Consider the following 16,651-nt stretch of genomic DNA (forward strand, 5'->3'; position numbering starts at 1 on the left):
TCCATTGGCGTAGGGAGCTGGGTGGGAAAATTTGAGGGGTGACGACAACCAGATAAGAGAACTTTCACGGATGGAAAAACATAAAATTGTAGATTTGACGAGATAGGTGAGAGTCCCTGCCCCCATGTTTTATGAGTATATCTGGGTTTAGCTTAGCCACTGGTTGCTCTTTTAATCTACTTTTTAACATTTTCCAGTTTCTACAACTCTCAGAGGTTCTTATTCCGATGGCTCAGGTCTACCTTCACACAATCTTTAAATAAAATGATTTATTATTTTCTGCGTGTAAGTAGCTGTTTTACAGTAATCGACCGTTCACTTCAACTACCGTATTTATACATAAATACAGCCGAAAACGTTCCTGCGTATGCTTAAGAAAAGCTACATCAACAAGCGTCAATGAATAGTGAACTTTTTGGGAACAATTTGTTAATGTTAAATTTAATACATCATAGCTCAAATATCGGCAATTGTAAATTGCTTCTTACAGTTACCATTTCTACTCAACAGAAGAATTTTAGAAATATCAAGGCATATCGATATAATGGCGCTCTCCTATTTGTGCTGTAATACCCTAATTTTAGGGACTCTTGACTGCGATTTTTCAGTTGCTCTTTAGATGAGTTCAATCCATGAAAGCTTGATTTAGAGGGGATTTTAGGCGATCGTTTATCTGTTGAAATCATACTGCGATCGCAGTATGATTTCAACGATTTAGACAGGCACAGATTTCTCGGCAAAAAACTGGAGTTCGAGGCATAGCAAAGGTTTGAGACATGGGGACTTCCCTGTAAAGCGAAACCCCATTTAGTCCTATCCCACCAATTTCTTCCCTCCAGCAGTGTCCTGTGTCTGACGCTCAGCTGCTTGGGCATTTAACTTTTGGTTCAAATCGCGTGTGCGGCGGGAAAGCAGGCGGATGATGTTAACCGCAATTCCGGGCGTTTCCTCAATAGCGTCGTAGAGTTGCTGCTGTGTCAGCACTAGACACTCACAGGCTGTTACAGTCGAGACTGAGGCGGAACGAGGTTCGGCGTCAAACAAAGACATTTCACCAAAGCAGGCACCTGGCCCCAACTGGGCGAGATCGTTGTTTCCGATATGCACGCGGACTTGGCCGAGTACGACTATGTAGAGAGATCGCCCCTCCTGCCCTTGGGTAAAAATGGTGTGCTTGGTCGGAAATGATAGCTCATCCATCACCGAAGCAAGTCGGACGAGAAAATCATCCCGCAGTTCCTGAAAGATGGGCACGCCCCTGACAAACAATAGCCGATCGACACTGGTAAGCATCTATCTATACTTTTATCTGATAATAATAATACCCCGGCTATGCGTCAACATCCCGGAGCCCGCTCAACCTAACATCAGTAGGTTCGCAAGCAACATTGTACTGGTTTTTAGCGAACGAGGCGTTTTGCATATCTTATGCTTCATTATCAAAGCAGAGAAAATAAAGGTTCAGTAGAATTTCATTAGCCATTTCCTGAATAAAAACAAATCAATTCGATTGCCAAGATTGGGTAAGTATTTTGACAGGCATTTACTGGGGAATTTGTATCCTTAAACCCAACTGTAACTTAGAAATACCTCGCCTCTTGACGAAGTATACTTCAACTTACGCTGGATTCTCACCCTGCTCTATACCTAACTCTGCCATCATTTCCTGCACTTGAGCGGCTACTAGGCGATCGGGATCTTGTTTGAGTTTCGGTAGGAGTTCTGCTAGCGCACGTTGGGAGGCAACTCTGAGGTAAGCTATCACCGCTTCTCTCACAAAACCCGTAGGATGACGCAGACAAGCTATAGTAGCTTCAGCCGTCAAATTCCAACGAGCCGATCTCGCTAAATGAAAACAACAAGCTAGAGACCAATCTGATAGAAAGTGCCTTAAAGATAGCAACCTACGCACGCGATCTCTCTCGTCCAAAGGCTGATAGACAACTAGCGCTGCTAAACTTTGCAATTTTTCCCAATCCGAGTTGCGATCGAGAACGGTGAGCAACACACGTTTAGTAGGAATATCAATAGTTTGGTCTAATATTTCTAACCCCCTTGCCATCTCAGATGGAGAACCCGATCGCAAATTAAAAGCTGCTGCTTGAATAGCCCCAAGCGGATACAAAAATTTCATCAGTAAAAAACACCGCTCCACCGAATCTGCCAGTGCATCTTTGAGGGCCCTTTGCAGCAAATCGGCTTCGTTGCTTTTTAATTCTCGGCTCAGATCTATCCTAGCGGCGTACATCTGCGCCATAAACATTAGTTCCTGATCGATTAACATTTCGACGCCGCTGCGCCCCAACCGATCCAGTACGCTTTCAATACCAATTTCATTGGGCAACTTCAGCACAATTTGGATAATTTGACGTCTGGTGTTTCCCCAGGCAGTCATCAAGTTAGACACTAATACGTTCAGGGCTTCGCGAGTGCTAATACGACCGATCGCATCCCAGGCATAGCGTCGCACCAAATCAGGTTTGTGAATATTTGTTGCAAGGGACAGGAGCATGGGAATAGCATCGTTTTCCAGTCGGACTATTGCGTGCAGGGCCGCCTCGCGAGTAGACTTATATTCCAAACCGCGTAGGAGGGAAGGATAGTACTCTTCCAAACGAGTAGCGGCGATCGCTTCCAGCAAAGCACAGCGTACCCGCAACGACTTATCTCGCAACAAGTTGGGAATTTGCAGCCTGAGTGTTTGCAAATACACCGCTTCACCTAGCGCCCGACAACCCATTACCCGTTCTTGTTCTTCTTGATGGGTTAGCATCCGCCGCAAGACAGATGTTGCCTCTGCTTTTTGCGTGGCGCTTCCCAAGCGCAAAAGTAGGGAAGCAGCAGTACCTCGCACCATCGGATCGATCTCCGGACGCAGATAGGGCCTTAACTGACGCAGATCCGGTTCTGGTTCGGTTAGCCAAACATAGCGCAAAGCAACGGCTAAGACATCCGGTTCGGGATCTGAGGTTTCTATGAGAGCGCGAATATTGCTCAAATAAGCTGGATTGGGATTGTTGAGCATCACTTCCAAGCTTTGACGTTGCAAAGCGGGTGGAAACTGAGGCAGCAGAGGAGCTAGTATTTCGCCAACGTCTTGGGAGTAGATTTGACTGAGAAGTTCGATGCAAGAGCGCTTTTCTGCCTCCTCTGCGGGACGCTCCAGCACTTCTACGACGGCTCGCTTCAAGACGCGCAAATCGACATCGGCGCTACCGAGCTGTCCGCGTTGGGCGCTCAATACTAACAAGTCTACATAGCGCGATCGCAACAGCCAAACCGACATCAGCCACGCTAAGGCAAAGATGACTATTCCGACGACCACAATCCAACCCAGCCACTCTTTCTGTACTTTCTCCCCAAGAGTAGGGAATGCCCAATGGATTAACCAGAGAATCCCTAAGATCGCACCTCCCGTAAAACCCGTTGCCACAGGTTCCGCAATGCCACGGGCTTTCGTCTCCACACTGCCGCGCAGGTTCTCCGGGATGGGTTGGAATAGCACCGAACCGGTGCTGGCAACGAAGGTGTAGCGCAGCAGTTCATCGACAAACTTCAAGACGATTAAACCGATGAATAATTCTAATCCCTTGAGGGAAAATACGCGCAGCACAGCCAATATCAATATTGTCAGAGGAATCAAGCCCAGGATAGCCATCACTGCGGGTGGCAGCATGGCGGTTACGAACACCCCCATCCGTTCGATCACCCTACTGGAGATAAACCATTGCGTGATCAGCTCGCAGATGCCGACAATACCACTGAACAAACCTAAGAAACTGGCAATATCTTTACCATCTAAGTGCAGTTCCAACTGGGAGAGATACTGAAAGTCGATTAGCAGCAGCAATACCTGGGCGATTACAAAAAAGGCATAGAGTAATATCTCGTATTGTCGTAACGGCCCCGCCAGTTTGCGAGTGGAAGATCCATCGTGGTAATCCCTTAAGTTGCTTGGGTGAGAATCGGGAAATGACTGCTCGTAGCGATTGCTGAGATAGTAGAGAATTCCCGCACCCATAACCAGCATTACCGCCGCTACCAAGATGATATTGTGCAGTCCTACAACGGAAAGCAGCAGGGGTAGGGAAAAACCGCTCAGTACGTCTGCTACTAAACTGCCGCTACTGATCAGGGGAAAGGTGCGCTTAATTTCCCGGATGTTGAATAGCTGGTTTGCGGTCAGCGAGGTGTTGAGGTGATTGAGAGCGTAGGCTCCATCTACCCATAAGGGGAGTAAAAATACTGTCAGCCAACCCAAATCGGGAAACTGTAAGCCCACGCGAAATAATAGCAGAGGGACGGCTAGCAGCACCGCGATCGTCACGATAAATTGTCGCAACGGCAAAATTCTTTGCATCCAGGTGGATAATAAACCCAATGCTCCGCCCAGTCCAGCGCTGGCAATATAAATCCAGGGCAACCACTCTGCTCCCAACTGATCGAGGAACAAAGCTACTGTGCTGGCTTCCAACCATACCAATCCTATGGAAGTAGTTGTATATACAGCGAACATCAGTAGCGTGCGTTCGCTTTCTTCTGCACGCAGGTTGAGCCATTGCAGCAATAATCGTGAAAAACCCCACGAAGGCGATGTATTGTTCAGCGTCATAAAAATAACAGGGAAACCGCACGGGCGAGCGAAAGCAGAGGGTTTGCTGGGCTATTTGTCAAGTGGTTAGTTGTCGTGACAAATAGCGATCTTTTCCAGCAGTAGCAGATAATCTGTTTGTTTAACTGATGCCTTGGTATATTTAGCGTAAAGCTAAAGCAAGAATACAGAAAGAATTGGGAGATTTTATTTTGAACTAAAAATGTTTCGGCTTCCACCAAAATTTGCGCTGTACACAGAGGTTTTTAGGAGGATGCAAAATTTTTGAATTAATATGAAATCTTAACTATTGTATCTGAATTTAGTTTTTCCTGCGATCGCACTCCAAGCAAAAACATAGCTCTGAAAGCTTACCTCAGAACTTGCAAAAATACTAGCAGGAGCTATGTTTAATGAGGAATTAGGCACTCTAGGAGCTTTCCTAAAGTGCTTTCCCTGTCCTTTGGCTGCGATCGATATTTACATAGTCGCATAATGACAAGTAATCCCAAGTGCGATCGCCTGTCGCCTTCAAGCAGGGCAGTTATGGTGCGTTCTCCAAAAAGCCGGCTATTTTTTGGGAGCCAGCAGCATCATCATATTGCGCCCTTCTTTTTTGGGTGCTTGCTGCACTTCGGCAATCTCCTGCAAATCGTTGGCCATCCGATTGAGCAGCTCTTCTGCCAAGTCGCTGTGTTGAATTTCCCGCCCACGAAACATGACGGTCGCTTTTACCTTATCTCCTTCCTGAATAAACCGCTTTGCGTGAGCAAGCCGCACGTTATAATCGTGTTCCTCAATCTTGTAGCGCATCTTGACTTCCTTAACGTCAGCCGTGTGCTGCTTTTTCCGGGCTTCCCGCGCCTTTTTTTCCTGCTCGAACTTAAACTTGCCGTAGTCCATGATCCGGCAAACAGGCGGGTCAGCCTTATCGCTGACTAAGACAAGATCGAGTTCTTTTTCGATCGCTAAGGGCAACGCTTCTTGTGGGGACATAATCCCCAGCTGCGACCCATCGGTATCAATAACTCGAATTTTTGGAAATCGAATGCGTTCGTTGATTGTAGGTAAATTACTTGGGCGTCTTTTTTCGATCACAGGCATTGGTAAGGTTTGTGAGCAGTTGAGTGACAGTTTGGATCGTGCTGCGGTTTGCAGTATTATCTAGATCCTTGATGGGGCTACGCAGTAGCTGAGCGGCATTGCCGTCTCGGAAGCGGGAAACCACCATAAAGCTTTATCTGCTTGTACTTGCCATTCTACTCACTCTGGTTGAGTTTCGGCCTATTTTTTTACATAATGTCTTAAGAACTGGCCTACCAGAGCCGCAACTTCCTTTGGAAGGAATTACCATTAAAACTTAATAAAGAAACAGGAAACTAGCTCAGCCAATCAGTACTGTATAGAATTCTACCAATCTTAAAAAAAGCTGAAGAAAAAATGCTCAAGTGAACAGATAGTTAATTCCGGTTAACTAAACAATGACCAAAGCGAAAAATGTCAATCTCACGCCCCACCAAGTATTATCCCCCTCGAAATGACATTCGATCGATCGCCAAAGCTAAAATTGAAATCTGAGCAACATTTTGTAATACTTTTGAAGCAGAGGTTAGCGTGACCACTTCCCTGCACTGGCAGCAACGGGTTGGCAGTCAACGAGATTGGGTTTGGCGAGGCTGGCAAACTCGATACACTTATATGCGGCCTTCTCAGTCTACTGGGGATGCTACGACCTTTATCCTGCTGCATGGATTTGGGACTTCCATTGGCCACTGGCGACACAATATGACAGTATTCAGTCAGTCGCACCCGGTTTACGCATTGGATATGCTCGGCTTTGGGGCTTCGGAGAAAGCATCAGCGAAATATAACGTCACGCTTTGGGTAGAGCAAGTCTACGACTTTTGGCGGACTTTTATTCGGCAGCCGGTGGTTTTGGTTGGTAATTCGATCGGTTCTTTGGTCTGTATCGCCGCCGCCGCAGCTCATCCGGAGATGGTGCGGGGCGTTGTGATGATGAGTTTGCCCGATCCATCGGTGGAAGAGGAAATGATTCCTCGACCGTTGCGATCGCTCGTTGCTACCATTAAAAACATTGTCGCTTCCCCGCCCGTACTTCAAACTTTTTTTTATTGGGTGCGAGTGCCCCAGCGAGTTCGCGGCTGGGCGGCCATCGCCTACGCTAACCCCGAAGCGATTACCGATGAATTGGTAGATATCCTGGTTGGGCCTGCCCAAGACAGAGGTTCTGCCCAAGCCTTCTGTGCTATCCTCAAAGCGATGACAAGTTCACAATTTGGCCCCAGTGTCAAGTCTTTGCTTCCCAACTTAAACATTCCCTTGCTCCTCATCTGGGGCAGTCAAGACAAGATGATACCTCGCGGTTTAGCCCGTCAGTTCAAACAGTACAACCCCAATTTGGAAGTTATCGAGTTAGACAACGCCGGTCACTGTCCTCACGATGAGTGCCCAGAGCGGGTAAATCAAATAATTTTAGAGTGGGTAGATGCCCACTGTACAAACACAAGGAAGCTGGATACGACACGGGAGCCGTCGAAAGTGTAAAGTAAAAAGTAAAAAGAACTAAGCTAACAAGAGAGCTTTCTTTTGCCTTTTTACTTTCGCTGTTTGGATCGCTAACCAACTTTGACCTGATCGGTACTGACAGATGTTGCACCGCTCACGCTACGGGCTACCGACACCATCTTATTGAGAACGTCCTGAGAAGGAACTTCTCCTTTCAAAACCACAGTACCGCCAGTTTGAGCTACCCAAAGACGATCGTAATCAGTCAGTTCCTGGTCTTGGTCAAAAGCTAGAGCAACTCGTTTGGCTAAACCGCTTTGGTCGTACTCGCCATTCAATCCCACTCGCTCTGGGGGAATTTCCCCTCCATCAGGAGCCGATCCTGCCGGTGCGGGATTCGTCTGAGCATCAGCGGGCTTTTCCATTCCGAATAGGCGTTGTAACCAACCCATTGGCGTTTTTCCTCCATTAAATATGAACACAAATAATAATTAAACATTTTTCGATGATTTACTGCATCTATCGTCAAAAAGATTTTATATTCTCCCATTCCTACGTCTTTAGACAGATAAAGCCAGGATCTGGCTTTGTCACGGTGGTCTGACAAAAACCGCAGCAGTGTTGCCACCACAAGCAGTTGCGGTAATATGATTAAACTAAACCCGTGCAGCTTCTTTGTGGCATAGGGTAATTTTGTATCTTCAGCAGTATGCGATCGCGCCTCAGCATTTTTTCACGATCATGAAACACACCCTTTCCGTTTTGGTTGAAGATGAAGCCGGTGTCCTAAGCCGCATTGCTGGTCTATTTGCCCGTCGAGGCTTTAATATCGAAAGTTTGGCAGTTGGCCCAGCAGAACAGATGGGAATTTCGCGGATTACAATGGTCGTCCCTGGCGATGACAGAATTATCGAGCAGCTTACCAAACAACTTTATAAGTTGATTAATGTCCTTAAGGTACAGGATATTACTGAGATTCCCTGCGTAGAGCGAGAGTTGATGCTGCTCAAAGTTAATGGTAACAGCAGTACTCGTTCGGAAATTATCGAATTGGCTCAGATTTTTAGGGCGCGGGTGGTGGATGTTGCGGAGGAGTCGCTGACTCTGGAAGTAGTTGGCGATCCGGGTAAGATGGTAGCGATCGTACAAGTACTCCAAAAATTCGGTCTTCGGGAAATTGCTCGCACCGGTAAAATTGCCCTCACTCGCGAGTCGGGGGTAAACACTGAGTTTCTCAAATCTTTGGAAGCAAAAATTTCGTAACCGAGTAGGGTGGCCATTGCCCACCCGCTCCTAATTTATAATTAAAGAAATTTTCCCAGTCGTCGAGCCAGTTTCCAGCAAGCGATGCGCTTCGGCAGCTTGTTCGAGGGGAAAAGTGTTGCTGAGGTGAATTTTGAGTTTACCTTGGTCTATCAGACGCGCACATTCTTCTAAAATTTTGCCTTGGTGTATCTGTGCTGACACCAATCCTTGTAACATTGGTGTCAACATCAGTTCTAAGCTAATTCTCAGATTTCGGTTTCTGGCTGTCTTCAAATTTCCCAAGGCGGGATCTGGTTCTAAAATGGTGATTAAATCGCCGTAAACCTGCACGGCTGGAACGGTTTTGTAAAAGGTTTTGCCGCCTACGGTATCGAAGGCGAGGTCTACTCCTTCTCCATTTGTCCAATCTAATGCGGCTTGGACAAAATCGGTTTCTTTATAGAAAATTATTTGATCTGCACCCAGTTGGCGAACGAATTCGGCTTTGTCTTGCGAACCTACTGTAGTACAAACTTCGGCACCTTGCAGCTTTGCCAATTGTATCGCAACGTGACCGACGCCACCAGCACCGGCGTGGATGAGAACTTTTCGTCCAGCTTCCAGGCGTCCGCGATCGTACAATGATTCCCAAGCGGTAATGAGGACGAGGGGAGCTGCTGCTGCTTCGGCGAAGGAGAGGGAAGTGGGTTTGCGGGCGACATACCGCTCTTCTACAACTATATATTCAGCATAGTTACCGTAGCGATCGCCCAGTCCACCATAGCAGAAATATACCTCATCGCCGACACCGAAGCGGGTGACACCAGCACCGACTGCTTCGATGACGCCAGCACCATCGCATCCCAAGATTGCTGGCATTTTATCTGGATAGAAGGTGCCTCGCTTCCGCAGTTTAGTATCGATCGGGTTGACACCTGCTGCCCGCAATCTTACCAAAAGTTCTGTGTCTCCTACAGGAACGGCAGGGTTTTCGATTTGCCGCACTTGTAGTACTTCGGGATCTCCGGCGGCTGTCATCAAGACTGCTTTCACAAGTTTTTCTCCTCACGGCTGAAGCTATTAGTTGTCGTCGGCTAGAAACCCGGTTTTTCTAAAAAACCGGGTTTGTGGAACCCCTCAAAACTAGCTTGACGGATTACTAGGGCTTGTATTTGCCACTTTACCGCAAGTGGGAGGAGAAAGCGATCGTCTCAAAGTGTCAAAATAACAGAAATAATATCAAAGCAGCGCTGGCTACGATCGCTAGAAGAGAGGTACCATCTTCTTGTTTCGGCTGAGGCTTAGGATCGAGGGAGCGTTCTAATCCGCATTTGAGGCAGACATATCTGCGGGGGTTGTTCGGATCGTTGACAAATGGACATTGCGCTTTACTGCAATCAACAGCGCAGGTTTTTTGTACCGTTGTCATGAAAACCCCCGATTGTAACAACTACCTTTGTTTATTCAACCGATATGGTTAGCTTCAGGAGAATTGCTGGCAATTTCGGTAAATTGTTGGGGATGGGGAGGGTGCGATCGGACTTTCACAAAGACAATCAGACAATAGCGATCGCATTCTGTAATATTTCAAACTTTGTCCTAGTTTTCTTTCTGCTCCAGTTCCCGTGGATCTTCCAGAATCATAGCTATTTCTAGCAGTTCCCAGCACTGATAATCTTTGCCTGTCTCTGGGTTAAAGGGACGAACAACTCGACGATACGCTTCCAAGGTATCGACCATTAGTTTATTGCCGTTTGCCAACTCTACATCGTTGAGTCTGGTTTTGCCAACACCGGTGAGGTCTGCTAACTCATCCAGCGTTAAGCCTTTTTGTTCGCGGGCATTTTTCAAAATTAGCCCAACTTTTACCATTCCCACCTTGTCAAATCGGGCTATCGGTTCGCTTTTCTTGCTTTGGCGCGACATAACAACCAGACACAAACCTGTGAAATCGTGTGAGAGTAAAAGCATTCTAGCGCAGCAGCTACTTTACCCCTCATTGTCCGGAATAGTGGATATTGACTATTTATCCGAAATAGTGGATAGTAGATATAGTTATATATGTGCGAAGATTGTCTAAACTATGACAACCTTATTTAAGAGGGTTAGACCTGCCCAGAAATTCCGCATCACCAAGCGCAAAATCGCCAAATTCCTGGGAATTGCTGAGTCATTAGTACAGGAAGTGGAAAAATGGCCTTACATTCAAAAATGCTCTAGCTGGGAAGATTGGGAAAAATTGTGGAACGCCATCCGAATCGATCGCAGAAAGCACTGCAAGCAATACGAGGATTCCTTAGTGCAATTTTGGCAAGAAATCTGGGCTAAACGCAGCGATGCTCTTCCTAGCAAGGTAATGGTTGATAATTATACAACAAATTTAGCAGGAAGTGCGATCGCGCTCTAACAAAAACCCCCTTTTTAAGGGGGCGGGGGAATTAGAGAGTCAAAGATTGCGGGTCTGTTTCAATTAACTTCGCCAAATCTTGCAAGAAAGCCGCCGCATGGGCACCGTAAATAATGCGGTGATCGCAAGTAATATTAACCTGCATTTGCCGCTTCACTCCCATCAACCCATCTTCAGTGGCGACAACTTGGGGACGGGACGCGCCAATTGCGAGGATGGAACCTTGTCCCGGCGGGAGAATCGCGTCAAATCGGTCTACGCCAAACATTCCCAAATTCGACAAAGTAAATGTGCCAGAATTATACTCGTGCGGTTGCAGCTGCTTGGTTCTGGAACGCTCTACCAAATCTTTCCAAGTGCGAGAGAGAGAGTAGATATCGAGTTTATCGGCGTTTTGCAATACTGGCGTGATCAGTCCGCCATCATCCATTGCCACCGCTACCGCCACATTAATCGCAGAAGGATATTGAATGCCTTGGTCTGTATAGCTGGCATTCAGCAAAGGATGTTTTTGTAAAGCTACTGCTACTGCTTTGGCTAGCAGCGCCGTCATCGTGACGCCTTTAGACTTAATTTGCTTGTAAAGTTTATCGAGATTATCTGTAGTGATGGTATAACCGACATGGTACGTAGGCACTTGCAAGCTAGCCACCATGTTCCGGACGACAGCATTTTGCAGTGTAGTTAAAGGCACTACTTTACCGGGGGCTACCGCGACGGGGGCAGGTGCGGGTGCTGGTTTTGCTGCTGGTGCGATGGGGACGGGTGCGGGCGGTGGCGCAACAGGCGTTATGGCGGGTGCGGCGACGGCTGGTTTTGCCCTACCTACTGCGGCTTCCACGTCTTCTGCGACAATGCGTCCGTGCGGGCCACTGCCTCGCAAGCTACTCAATTCTACTTTCAATTCCTTAGCCAACTTTTTGGCGCGGGGAGAAGCAATTAAACGTCCGTTGCCGTTACTGCTGCCGTTGGGAGAAGCTGGGGCGGCTGCAACTGGCTGGGCTGCTTGTGCTGGGGCGGCTGCGGCTGGGGCGGTTTGTGCGGGTGGGGCGTTGTTGCCTGTTGCCTGTTGCTTGGCAGTTTCGATTTCTGCTTCGGTTTCTGCTACTAAAGCAATGGTGGCACCAACGGGAGCTGCTTCGCCCGCCGGTACGACGATCGTCGCCAAAAAGCCTTCGTAGAAGGACTCTACATCCATATCTGCCTTGTCGGACTCGACCACCACCACGGTTTCGCCTTTTTCAACTTTGTCGCCTGGAGATTTAACCCAGGAAACTATTTTGCCTTCGGTCATTGTAGAACTGAGAGCGGGCATGAAAACTTCGTGGATCATGGGGTGATGTACCGAATCGACAATTTACTAGAATAACAGATTTAGTCAGTGGAAAATTTTAAATTTCAGATTGCAGATGGGAAATTTATTTTGGATTGTCAATTTTAAATTCGCAATCTGAAATCTGAAATCTCTCGATGATAATGACTGCTCTAAATATCGCCGCGAATTTCTTCGACTACACCATCGCGCAGCAGAATTTCTACTTGCATTTTCTCAACTAAGTTGTCTCCTGGTTCAATGCGGAAAATGCTTTCTATTTGGCCTTGATTGACTTCTTGATTGAGTTCGAGAAGTTGCACTTGTTGGAGTTGTTGGAGGCTTTGATTTTTTTGCTCTAGCAGTTCGCTTTTTCTCTGGTTGACCTGCATTTGAATGTTTTCAATTTGCTGCATTACTTGCGGGCCAGGTGGTTGCAGACTTTGTTTTTGAATTTCTGTGATTGCCCGCTGTGCTTGGGTTTCTAACTGTTGCAATTGCTGGTCAATTTGATTGAGTTGCGACTGAAGTTGCTGCTGCGCCTCTTCTTTCCAGCGAGTTGTGACGATCGCTTTGACGGTAACGGGGCGTTTCAGCAGAAGGTGGTTCGTAGAGACATCCATAACCATTTAACTTTGAATCTCGTACAGGAGCGGGCTTTTTTTAGTTCTGAGTGTTGAGTGCAAAAGTGCTGAGTAATTTTTTCACTCAGCACTTTTGCACTCTGCGCTCATTTTAGTACATCGCGTCGATCGAATCGCTATAGCGTTCCATCACGACGGGTCGCCGAATTTTCAAGGTTTGAGTCATCATGCCATTTTCGATCGAAAATGGCTCCAGAATTAGCCTAAATGGGCCTATGCGGTCATCAGGACGATAGCCAGGTCGATTTTGGACTTCGCGGTTTAGTTCTTGCCGGAATAAGTCTTGGACAATTTTACTATCGAGGTCGATTTCTTGGTTTGATGACGCCTCAAGGGATACGGTTTCCTCCGGGAGATGCAATCTGAGATTTTGCGATGAAGCCCATTTCTGGAGGGCTTCTGTGTTGGGGACGATTAAGGCACCTAGCGATCGCTTGTCCTGCCCTACTAGCATAATCTGGTCGATGTAGGGACTACGCAAGCAGGCGTCTTCGATCGGCTGGGGTTCGATATTTTCCCCATTCGTCAATACAATCGTATCTTTTGCTCGTCCGGTCAGTACCAAATCGTTTCCTGCGGTTATCCAACCTAAATCACCGGTATCGAACCATCCTTCGGGGTCGATCGCCTTGGCTGTGGCGGTGGGATTGTGGTAATATCCCCCCATCACCTGCGGCCCGCGTACCAGCACTAAGCCGCGCTGACCCACAGGTAGGGTTTGACGGGTTTCGGGATCGACTATTTTGCATTCTGTCAGGGGGATGGGTTGTCCCGCCGAACCGCGTAGATTGTGCCAAGGGCGACGGGCATGGGTAACGGGGGATGTTTCGGTTAAACCGTAACCGACGAGTACTTCTACTCCTACTATTTCAAAAAAGTTGTCCAAGTGCGTTGCTAGGGAACCGCCACCGCTGAGGACGTATTTCAATCTGCCGCCGGTAGCTTGACGCACTTGCTGATAAACTAGGCGATCGGCTATTGCTTGGATGGGAGTGAGGGCGATTGTTTGTGCTGCGGCGAGGAGTTTTTCTGCTGGTGAAGGAGGGAAAGGTTGTAATTTTAATCCTCGCACAATTCGCCGCGCTTCGATGTATTTTTGGCTGATACCTAATAGGGTATTTATCAATCGCTGTTTGTTGGCGGGTTGTTCGCGGAACTGCTTTTGCACGCCTTCATAAATTGATTCCCAAAGACGCGGTACTCCCACCATGTAGTGCGGTTTGAATTGTTTGAGGTCTGATTTGACGTGACGCAGATTTGTATAAATTTGCGTGACGCCTTGGGAGATGATGAAATATTCGGCAGCGCGTTCGTAGGCGTGCCAAGTCGGGAGGATACTGAGAACTATATCGCCCGGTTGCGGTTGAATTACGGAACCCAAGGTGGTAACTTGGTGGAGCAAGTTGCCGTGGGATAGCATGACGCCTTTAGGCTTGCCGGTAGTTCCGGATGTGTAGAGGAGAGTGGCTAGGGTATCCCGGTTTTGGTTAGTCGGTTTTAGCTGTTGGTCAGCGCCAACTGCCATTAATTGAGAGAAGTTAAGAATTTTGAGATTGGAAGAAGTTTCGGGTTCTTCGTCGGATAGCAAGACTGCGAACTGGATGGGGAGGTCGTCGAGGCGATCGCGCAATTTTTTCAGCGTCTTGCGGTCTTCTACCACCAGAGCTGTACTACCGCTATTCTCTAAAATATACAGCAGTTCTTCCTTTTCTGCTTGGGCGCTGCGAACTACGTTAGCTGCCCCTGCCATCATAATGCCCTGATCTGCAATCATCCAGCGGGGACTGTTATCGGCGATGAGGGCGATGCGGGCGGGGACGCCCGCACCACTGGAGACGCCCGCACCACTGGGCGGTTCTGCGTCTGGTTGCACTCCCAACGCCTGCAATCCAGCGGCGAATTGCTGAATTTTCCGATATAGCTGTGGGTATGTGAGTACTACCTCTGGTTTGGCGTGGGGGTCATGCAGGGCGATGATATTCTCAAATCTTTGTGCTGCCAATGGCCAGATTTCCGGCAAGGACTGCGCTGAGGAGTAATCTGCCAAACGTTCTAAGTTAGCACGCTCTCGCTCTTTCATTTTCAAGTCATTGGGGGAGGCTGGTCTGTCTTTCAACATAGTCTCACATTATGGATGCAAATTTATCTTTGATTTCCAAGTTATCTTTACTATTGCTCGATCGTCACATCTGGGGGACAGAATTGATTCTGTCTGTCTTGTCTTGTCGTGTTCGGTATGATGCGATTTTTTAATTCCATCATTAGACATCTCCAGAAAATAATCTCAAAGGCAGGCAGGATGCCTACCCCACAAGAATTTTTGGAGATGTCTATTATAAGGTTACTTTCCGAAAGTAGGGGTATAAAGGTTCATGCTATTCGAGCCGTGTTTATAGAGGGCAAAAATATTTTTACTAATTCTGCCATTTTTAACCGCGCTCATATTCAGATATCAATTTTAGATACCTATCTGATTCAGGAGTCTTATTTGGTAGAAGAGAAACAGGAGTAATTATATAATGCTAGATCCCAAAGAAATTGTCAATTTTCTTCGCAAGTATTTCCACGAAGTAACACCTGAACAGTTTGCTCAAGATTACAAACATTATTGCCCTGAAATTAATGACCCCAATTCATATCAAGGCATAGAACCAAACATTGAGTTGAGGCAAGATTTATTGCCAGAAGTAGAACCATACGTTACTATTGATAACATACAAACAGAAAAAGCTATTCAAGAAACAAAAAATGCTTTAACAAAACTGATTGCTGCATTTGCATCGGAATTACCCAGCAATTTGCTTTTAAAAGTAGGAGAAGAAAATGCCATACAGGTAGTTGTTACCTTTATTATGCCAGCAGATTTGGAGGCGGCGAAGCAAAAAGATTTTTCCCTAGTCCACCGCCAAAATGATGTTTCGTAATCAAGCTCCATTTTCCAGTCGCCATTTGGCTCGTACTAATCGAATTGCGCCATAATCGAACTGTTCTCCGAGATGTTCGTAAATTGGTTTAAGCGCATCAGTAACGCCAACTTCTTGAATCGCCTGCAAGATGATTTCTTGATGTACGGGGGAAACTAGGCTATCTATATCTACTGTTTTACCCATTTCGATCGCTTCAGCTAAATGACCCAGGATCGTAGTGGTTTTTAAATTCCGTTTTTGGGCAATTTCTTCTACGGTTAGTCCTTGCTCAAATAAATCTAAACTCATTAACTGCGTGTAGTTAGTAGAAGCAGATTTTGAGGAAGTTGCGATCGCACTTTTCAAAACATCCTTTCCTACCGATAAACCTTGCTCTTTTCGGTAAGCGACAATTGCCGCAATAAATGTTTCCCCGTACTTATCCCGTTTGCGATTACCGACACCGGAAAGTTGCTCAAATTCTACTAAAGTTTGCGGTTGCACTTGCGCCATTAATTTTAGTGTGGAATCAGGGAAGATTACATAAGGAGGAACTGATTGTTCGTCGGCGATTTTTTTGCGGAGTTGGCGCAGGCGATCGAACAACATTTCCATCCCCGCTTTCTTCAAATTCTTTTCTTCCAGAGTGGGCGTATTTTTAACAGCAACTACAATATTAACCGGTCGCTGACGCCGCATGACTTCCCAACTGAGGAGGTTGAGTTTCAGCACGGCATAACCATCTGTGGTTTGATCTAGTAAACCTTGATGTAAGAGCGATCGCGCCAGCATTTTCCATTCATCTGCTGTTCTATCTTTGCCAATTCCATAAGTAGAAAGTTCGTTATGTTTGTTTTGCAAAACTTTTTGGCTGCGAGAACCGCGCAAGACATCAATAATATAATTCATGCCAAATTTTTCCTTGCAACGTGCCACGCAGGAAAGAAACTTCATCGCTTCAATTGTCCAGTCTTCTACTGGTTTCTGGTGGCAGCAATTATCGCAATTACTGCAATTACC

16 protein-coding genes are annotated in these 16,651 nt (G+C 46.8%); 5 read left to right on the plus strand and 11 right to left on the minus strand.

Annotated elements, in window-relative coordinates; translation table 11 throughout:
- Positions 1–813: 813 nt before the first annotated feature.
- The 3 genes from H6S82_RS02875 to infC form a co-directional block, all read right to left on the minus strand.
- A complete protein-coding gene (locus H6S82_RS02875; protein WP_190463726.1) occupies positions 814–1,293 on the minus strand; it encodes a cyclic nucleotide-binding domain-containing protein in 480 nt (159 codons plus the stop codon).
- A gap of 325 nt (positions 1,294–1,618) precedes the next feature.
- On the minus strand, positions 1,619–4,612 hold the full coding sequence (locus H6S82_RS02880) for an Npt1/Npt2 family nucleotide transporter (protein WP_190463724.1): 2,994 nt from the start codon (positions 4,610–4,612) through the stop codon (positions 1,619–1,621).
- Positions 4,613–5,161: 549 nt separating this feature from the next.
- Complete coding sequence (infC, locus tag H6S82_RS02885) at positions 5,162–5,695, minus strand: translation initiation factor IF-3 (RefSeq protein ID WP_190463723.1); 534 nt, start codon at positions 5,693–5,695, stop codon at positions 5,162–5,164.
- A 510-nt stretch (positions 5,696–6,205) separates the two neighbouring features.
- Between infC and H6S82_RS02890 the strand changes: the two genes are divergently transcribed.
- Positions 6,206–7,156 (plus strand): alpha/beta fold hydrolase, encoded by a 951-nt coding sequence (locus H6S82_RS02890; protein WP_190463720.1) that lies wholly within the window; start codon positions 6,206–6,208, stop codon positions 7,154–7,156.
- Positions 7,157–7,227: 71 nt separating this feature from the next.
- Here H6S82_RS02890 and H6S82_RS02895 read toward each other — a convergent pair whose 3' ends face one another.
- Positions 7,228–7,569 carry a BON domain-containing protein gene (locus H6S82_RS02895; protein WP_190463718.1) on the minus strand — a complete coding sequence of 114 codons (342 nt, stop codon included), beginning with the start codon at positions 7,567–7,569 and terminating at the stop codon, positions 7,228–7,230.
- 289 nt (positions 7,570–7,858) lie between these two features.
- Between H6S82_RS02895 and ilvN the strand changes: the two genes are divergently transcribed.
- On the plus strand, positions 7,859–8,380 hold the full coding sequence (ilvN, locus tag H6S82_RS02900) for an acetolactate synthase small subunit (RefSeq protein ID WP_190463716.1): 522 nt from the start codon (positions 7,859–7,861) through the stop codon (positions 8,378–8,380).
- Positions 8,381–8,410: 30 nt separating this feature from the next.
- Here ilvN and H6S82_RS02905 read toward each other — a convergent pair whose 3' ends face one another.
- From H6S82_RS02905 to H6S82_RS02915, 3 genes are all read right to left on the minus strand, one after another.
- Positions 8,411–9,415 carry a zinc-binding dehydrogenase gene (locus tag H6S82_RS02905; RefSeq protein ID WP_190463714.1) on the minus strand — a complete coding sequence of 335 codons (1,005 nt, stop codon included), beginning with the start codon at positions 9,413–9,415 and terminating at the stop codon, positions 8,411–8,413.
- A gap of 166 nt (positions 9,416–9,581) precedes the next feature.
- Positions 9,582–9,791, minus strand: coding sequence for a hypothetical protein (locus tag H6S82_RS02910; protein ID WP_190463712.1), 210 nt, complete (start codon positions 9,789–9,791; stop codon positions 9,582–9,584).
- 170 nt (positions 9,792–9,961) lie between these two features.
- Entirely contained in the window at positions 9,962–10,288 is a 327-nt protein-coding gene (locus tag H6S82_RS02915) for a helix-turn-helix transcriptional regulator (RefSeq protein ID WP_190463710.1), read from the minus strand.
- 157 nt (positions 10,289–10,445) lie between these two features.
- Between H6S82_RS02915 and H6S82_RS02920 the strand changes: the two genes are divergently transcribed.
- The gene (locus H6S82_RS02920) at positions 10,446–10,769 is read left to right on the plus strand and encodes a hypothetical protein (RefSeq protein WP_190463707.1); all 324 of its coding nucleotides are present in this window, start codon (positions 10,446–10,448) and stop codon (positions 10,767–10,769) included.
- A gap of 31 nt (positions 10,770–10,800) precedes the next feature.
- Here the strand turns inward: H6S82_RS02920 and H6S82_RS02925 are convergent, their stop codons facing one another.
- The 3 genes from H6S82_RS02925 to H6S82_RS02935 form a co-directional block, all read right to left on the minus strand.
- Positions 10,801–12,102, minus strand: a complete 1,302-nt coding sequence (locus H6S82_RS02925; protein WP_190463705.1) for a dihydrolipoamide acetyltransferase family protein — start codon at positions 12,100–12,102, stop codon at positions 10,801–10,803.
- A 152-nt stretch (positions 12,103–12,254) separates the two neighbouring features.
- The gene (locus H6S82_RS02930; RefSeq protein WP_190463703.1) at positions 12,255–12,704 is read right to left on the minus strand and encodes a YlqD family protein; all 450 of its coding nucleotides are present in this window, start codon (positions 12,702–12,704) and stop codon (positions 12,255–12,257) included.
- A gap of 112 nt (positions 12,705–12,816) precedes the next feature.
- Positions 12,817–14,844: a long-chain fatty acid--CoA ligase gene (locus H6S82_RS02935; RefSeq protein ID WP_190463701.1), complete on the minus strand. Its 2,028-nt coding sequence runs from the start codon at positions 14,842–14,844 to the stop codon at positions 12,817–12,819.
- Positions 14,845–15,024: 180 nt separating this feature from the next.
- Here H6S82_RS02935 and H6S82_RS02940 point away from each other — a divergent pair, with 180 nt between their 5' ends.
- Both H6S82_RS02940 and H6S82_RS02945 read left to right on the plus strand, forming a co-directional pair.
- Positions 15,025–15,237, plus strand: coding sequence for a hypothetical protein (locus tag H6S82_RS02940; RefSeq protein WP_190463699.1), 213 nt, complete (start codon positions 15,025–15,027; stop codon positions 15,235–15,237).
- Positions 15,238–15,244: 7 nt separating this feature from the next.
- Complete coding sequence (locus tag H6S82_RS02945; protein WP_190463697.1) at positions 15,245–15,649, plus strand: hypothetical protein; 405 nt, start codon at positions 15,245–15,247, stop codon at positions 15,647–15,649.
- Here H6S82_RS02945 and H6S82_RS02950 read toward each other — a convergent pair whose 3' ends face one another.
- Positions 15,650–16,594, minus strand: coding sequence for an RQC domain-containing protein (locus tag H6S82_RS02950; RefSeq protein ID WP_347339453.1), 945 nt, complete (start codon positions 16,592–16,594; stop codon positions 15,650–15,652). It abuts the gene before it with no gap.
- Positions 16,595–16,651 lie beyond the last annotated feature (57 nt).

The sequence above is a fragment of the Planktothrix sp. FACHB-1355 genome (assembly GCF_014748295.1).
Classification (GTDB): Bacteria; Cyanobacteriota; Cyanobacteriia; order Cyanobacteriales; family Aerosakkonemataceae; genus Aerosakkonema; species Aerosakkonema funiforme_A.

What these genes read in the sequence shown, in the direction of transcription:
- H6S82_RS02875 (WP_190463726.1), bottom strand. Translation starts at nt 1,293, where the DNA reads ATGCTTACCAGTGTCGATCGGCTATTGTTTGTCAGGGGCGTGCCCATC.
- H6S82_RS02880 (WP_190463724.1), bottom strand. Translation starts at nt 4,612, where the DNA reads ATGACGCTGAACAATACATCGCCTTCGTGGGGTTTTTCACGATTATTG.
- infC (WP_190463723.1), bottom strand. Translation starts at nt 5,695, where the DNA reads ATGCCTGTGATCGAAAAAAGACGCCCAAGTAATTTACCTACAATCAAC.
- H6S82_RS02895 (WP_190463718.1), bottom strand. Translation starts at nt 7,569, where the DNA reads ATGGGTTGGTTACAACGCCTATTCGGAATGGAAAAGCCCGCTGATGCT.
- ilvN (WP_190463716.1), top strand. Translation starts at nt 7,859, where the DNA reads ATGAAACACACCCTTTCCGTTTTGGTTGAAGATGAAGCCGGTGTCCTA.
- H6S82_RS02910 (WP_190463712.1), bottom strand. Translation starts at nt 9,791, where the DNA reads ATGACAACGGTACAAAAAACCTGCGCTGTTGATTGCAGTAAAGCGCAA.
- H6S82_RS02915 (WP_190463710.1), bottom strand. Translation starts at nt 10,288, where the DNA reads ATGTCGCGCCAAAGCAAGAAAAGCGAACCGATAGCCCGATTTGACAAG.
- H6S82_RS02920 (WP_190463707.1), top strand. Translation starts at nt 10,446, where the DNA reads ATGACAACCTTATTTAAGAGGGTTAGACCTGCCCAGAAATTCCGCATC.
- H6S82_RS02925 (WP_190463705.1), bottom strand. Translation starts at nt 12,102, where the DNA reads ATGATCCACGAAGTTTTCATGCCCGCTCTCAGTTCTACAATGACCGAA.
- H6S82_RS02930 (WP_190463703.1), bottom strand. Translation starts at nt 12,704, where the DNA reads ATGGATGTCTCTACGAACCACCTTCTGCTGAAACGCCCCGTTACCGTC.
- H6S82_RS02935 (WP_190463701.1), bottom strand. Translation starts at nt 14,844, where the DNA reads ATGTTGAAAGACAGACCAGCCTCCCCCAATGACTTGAAAATGAAAGAG.
- H6S82_RS02940 (WP_190463699.1), top strand. Translation starts at nt 15,025, where the DNA reads ATGCCTACCCCACAAGAATTTTTGGAGATGTCTATTATAAGGTTACTT.
- H6S82_RS02945 (WP_190463697.1), top strand. Translation starts at nt 15,245, where the DNA reads ATGCTAGATCCCAAAGAAATTGTCAATTTTCTTCGCAAGTATTTCCAC.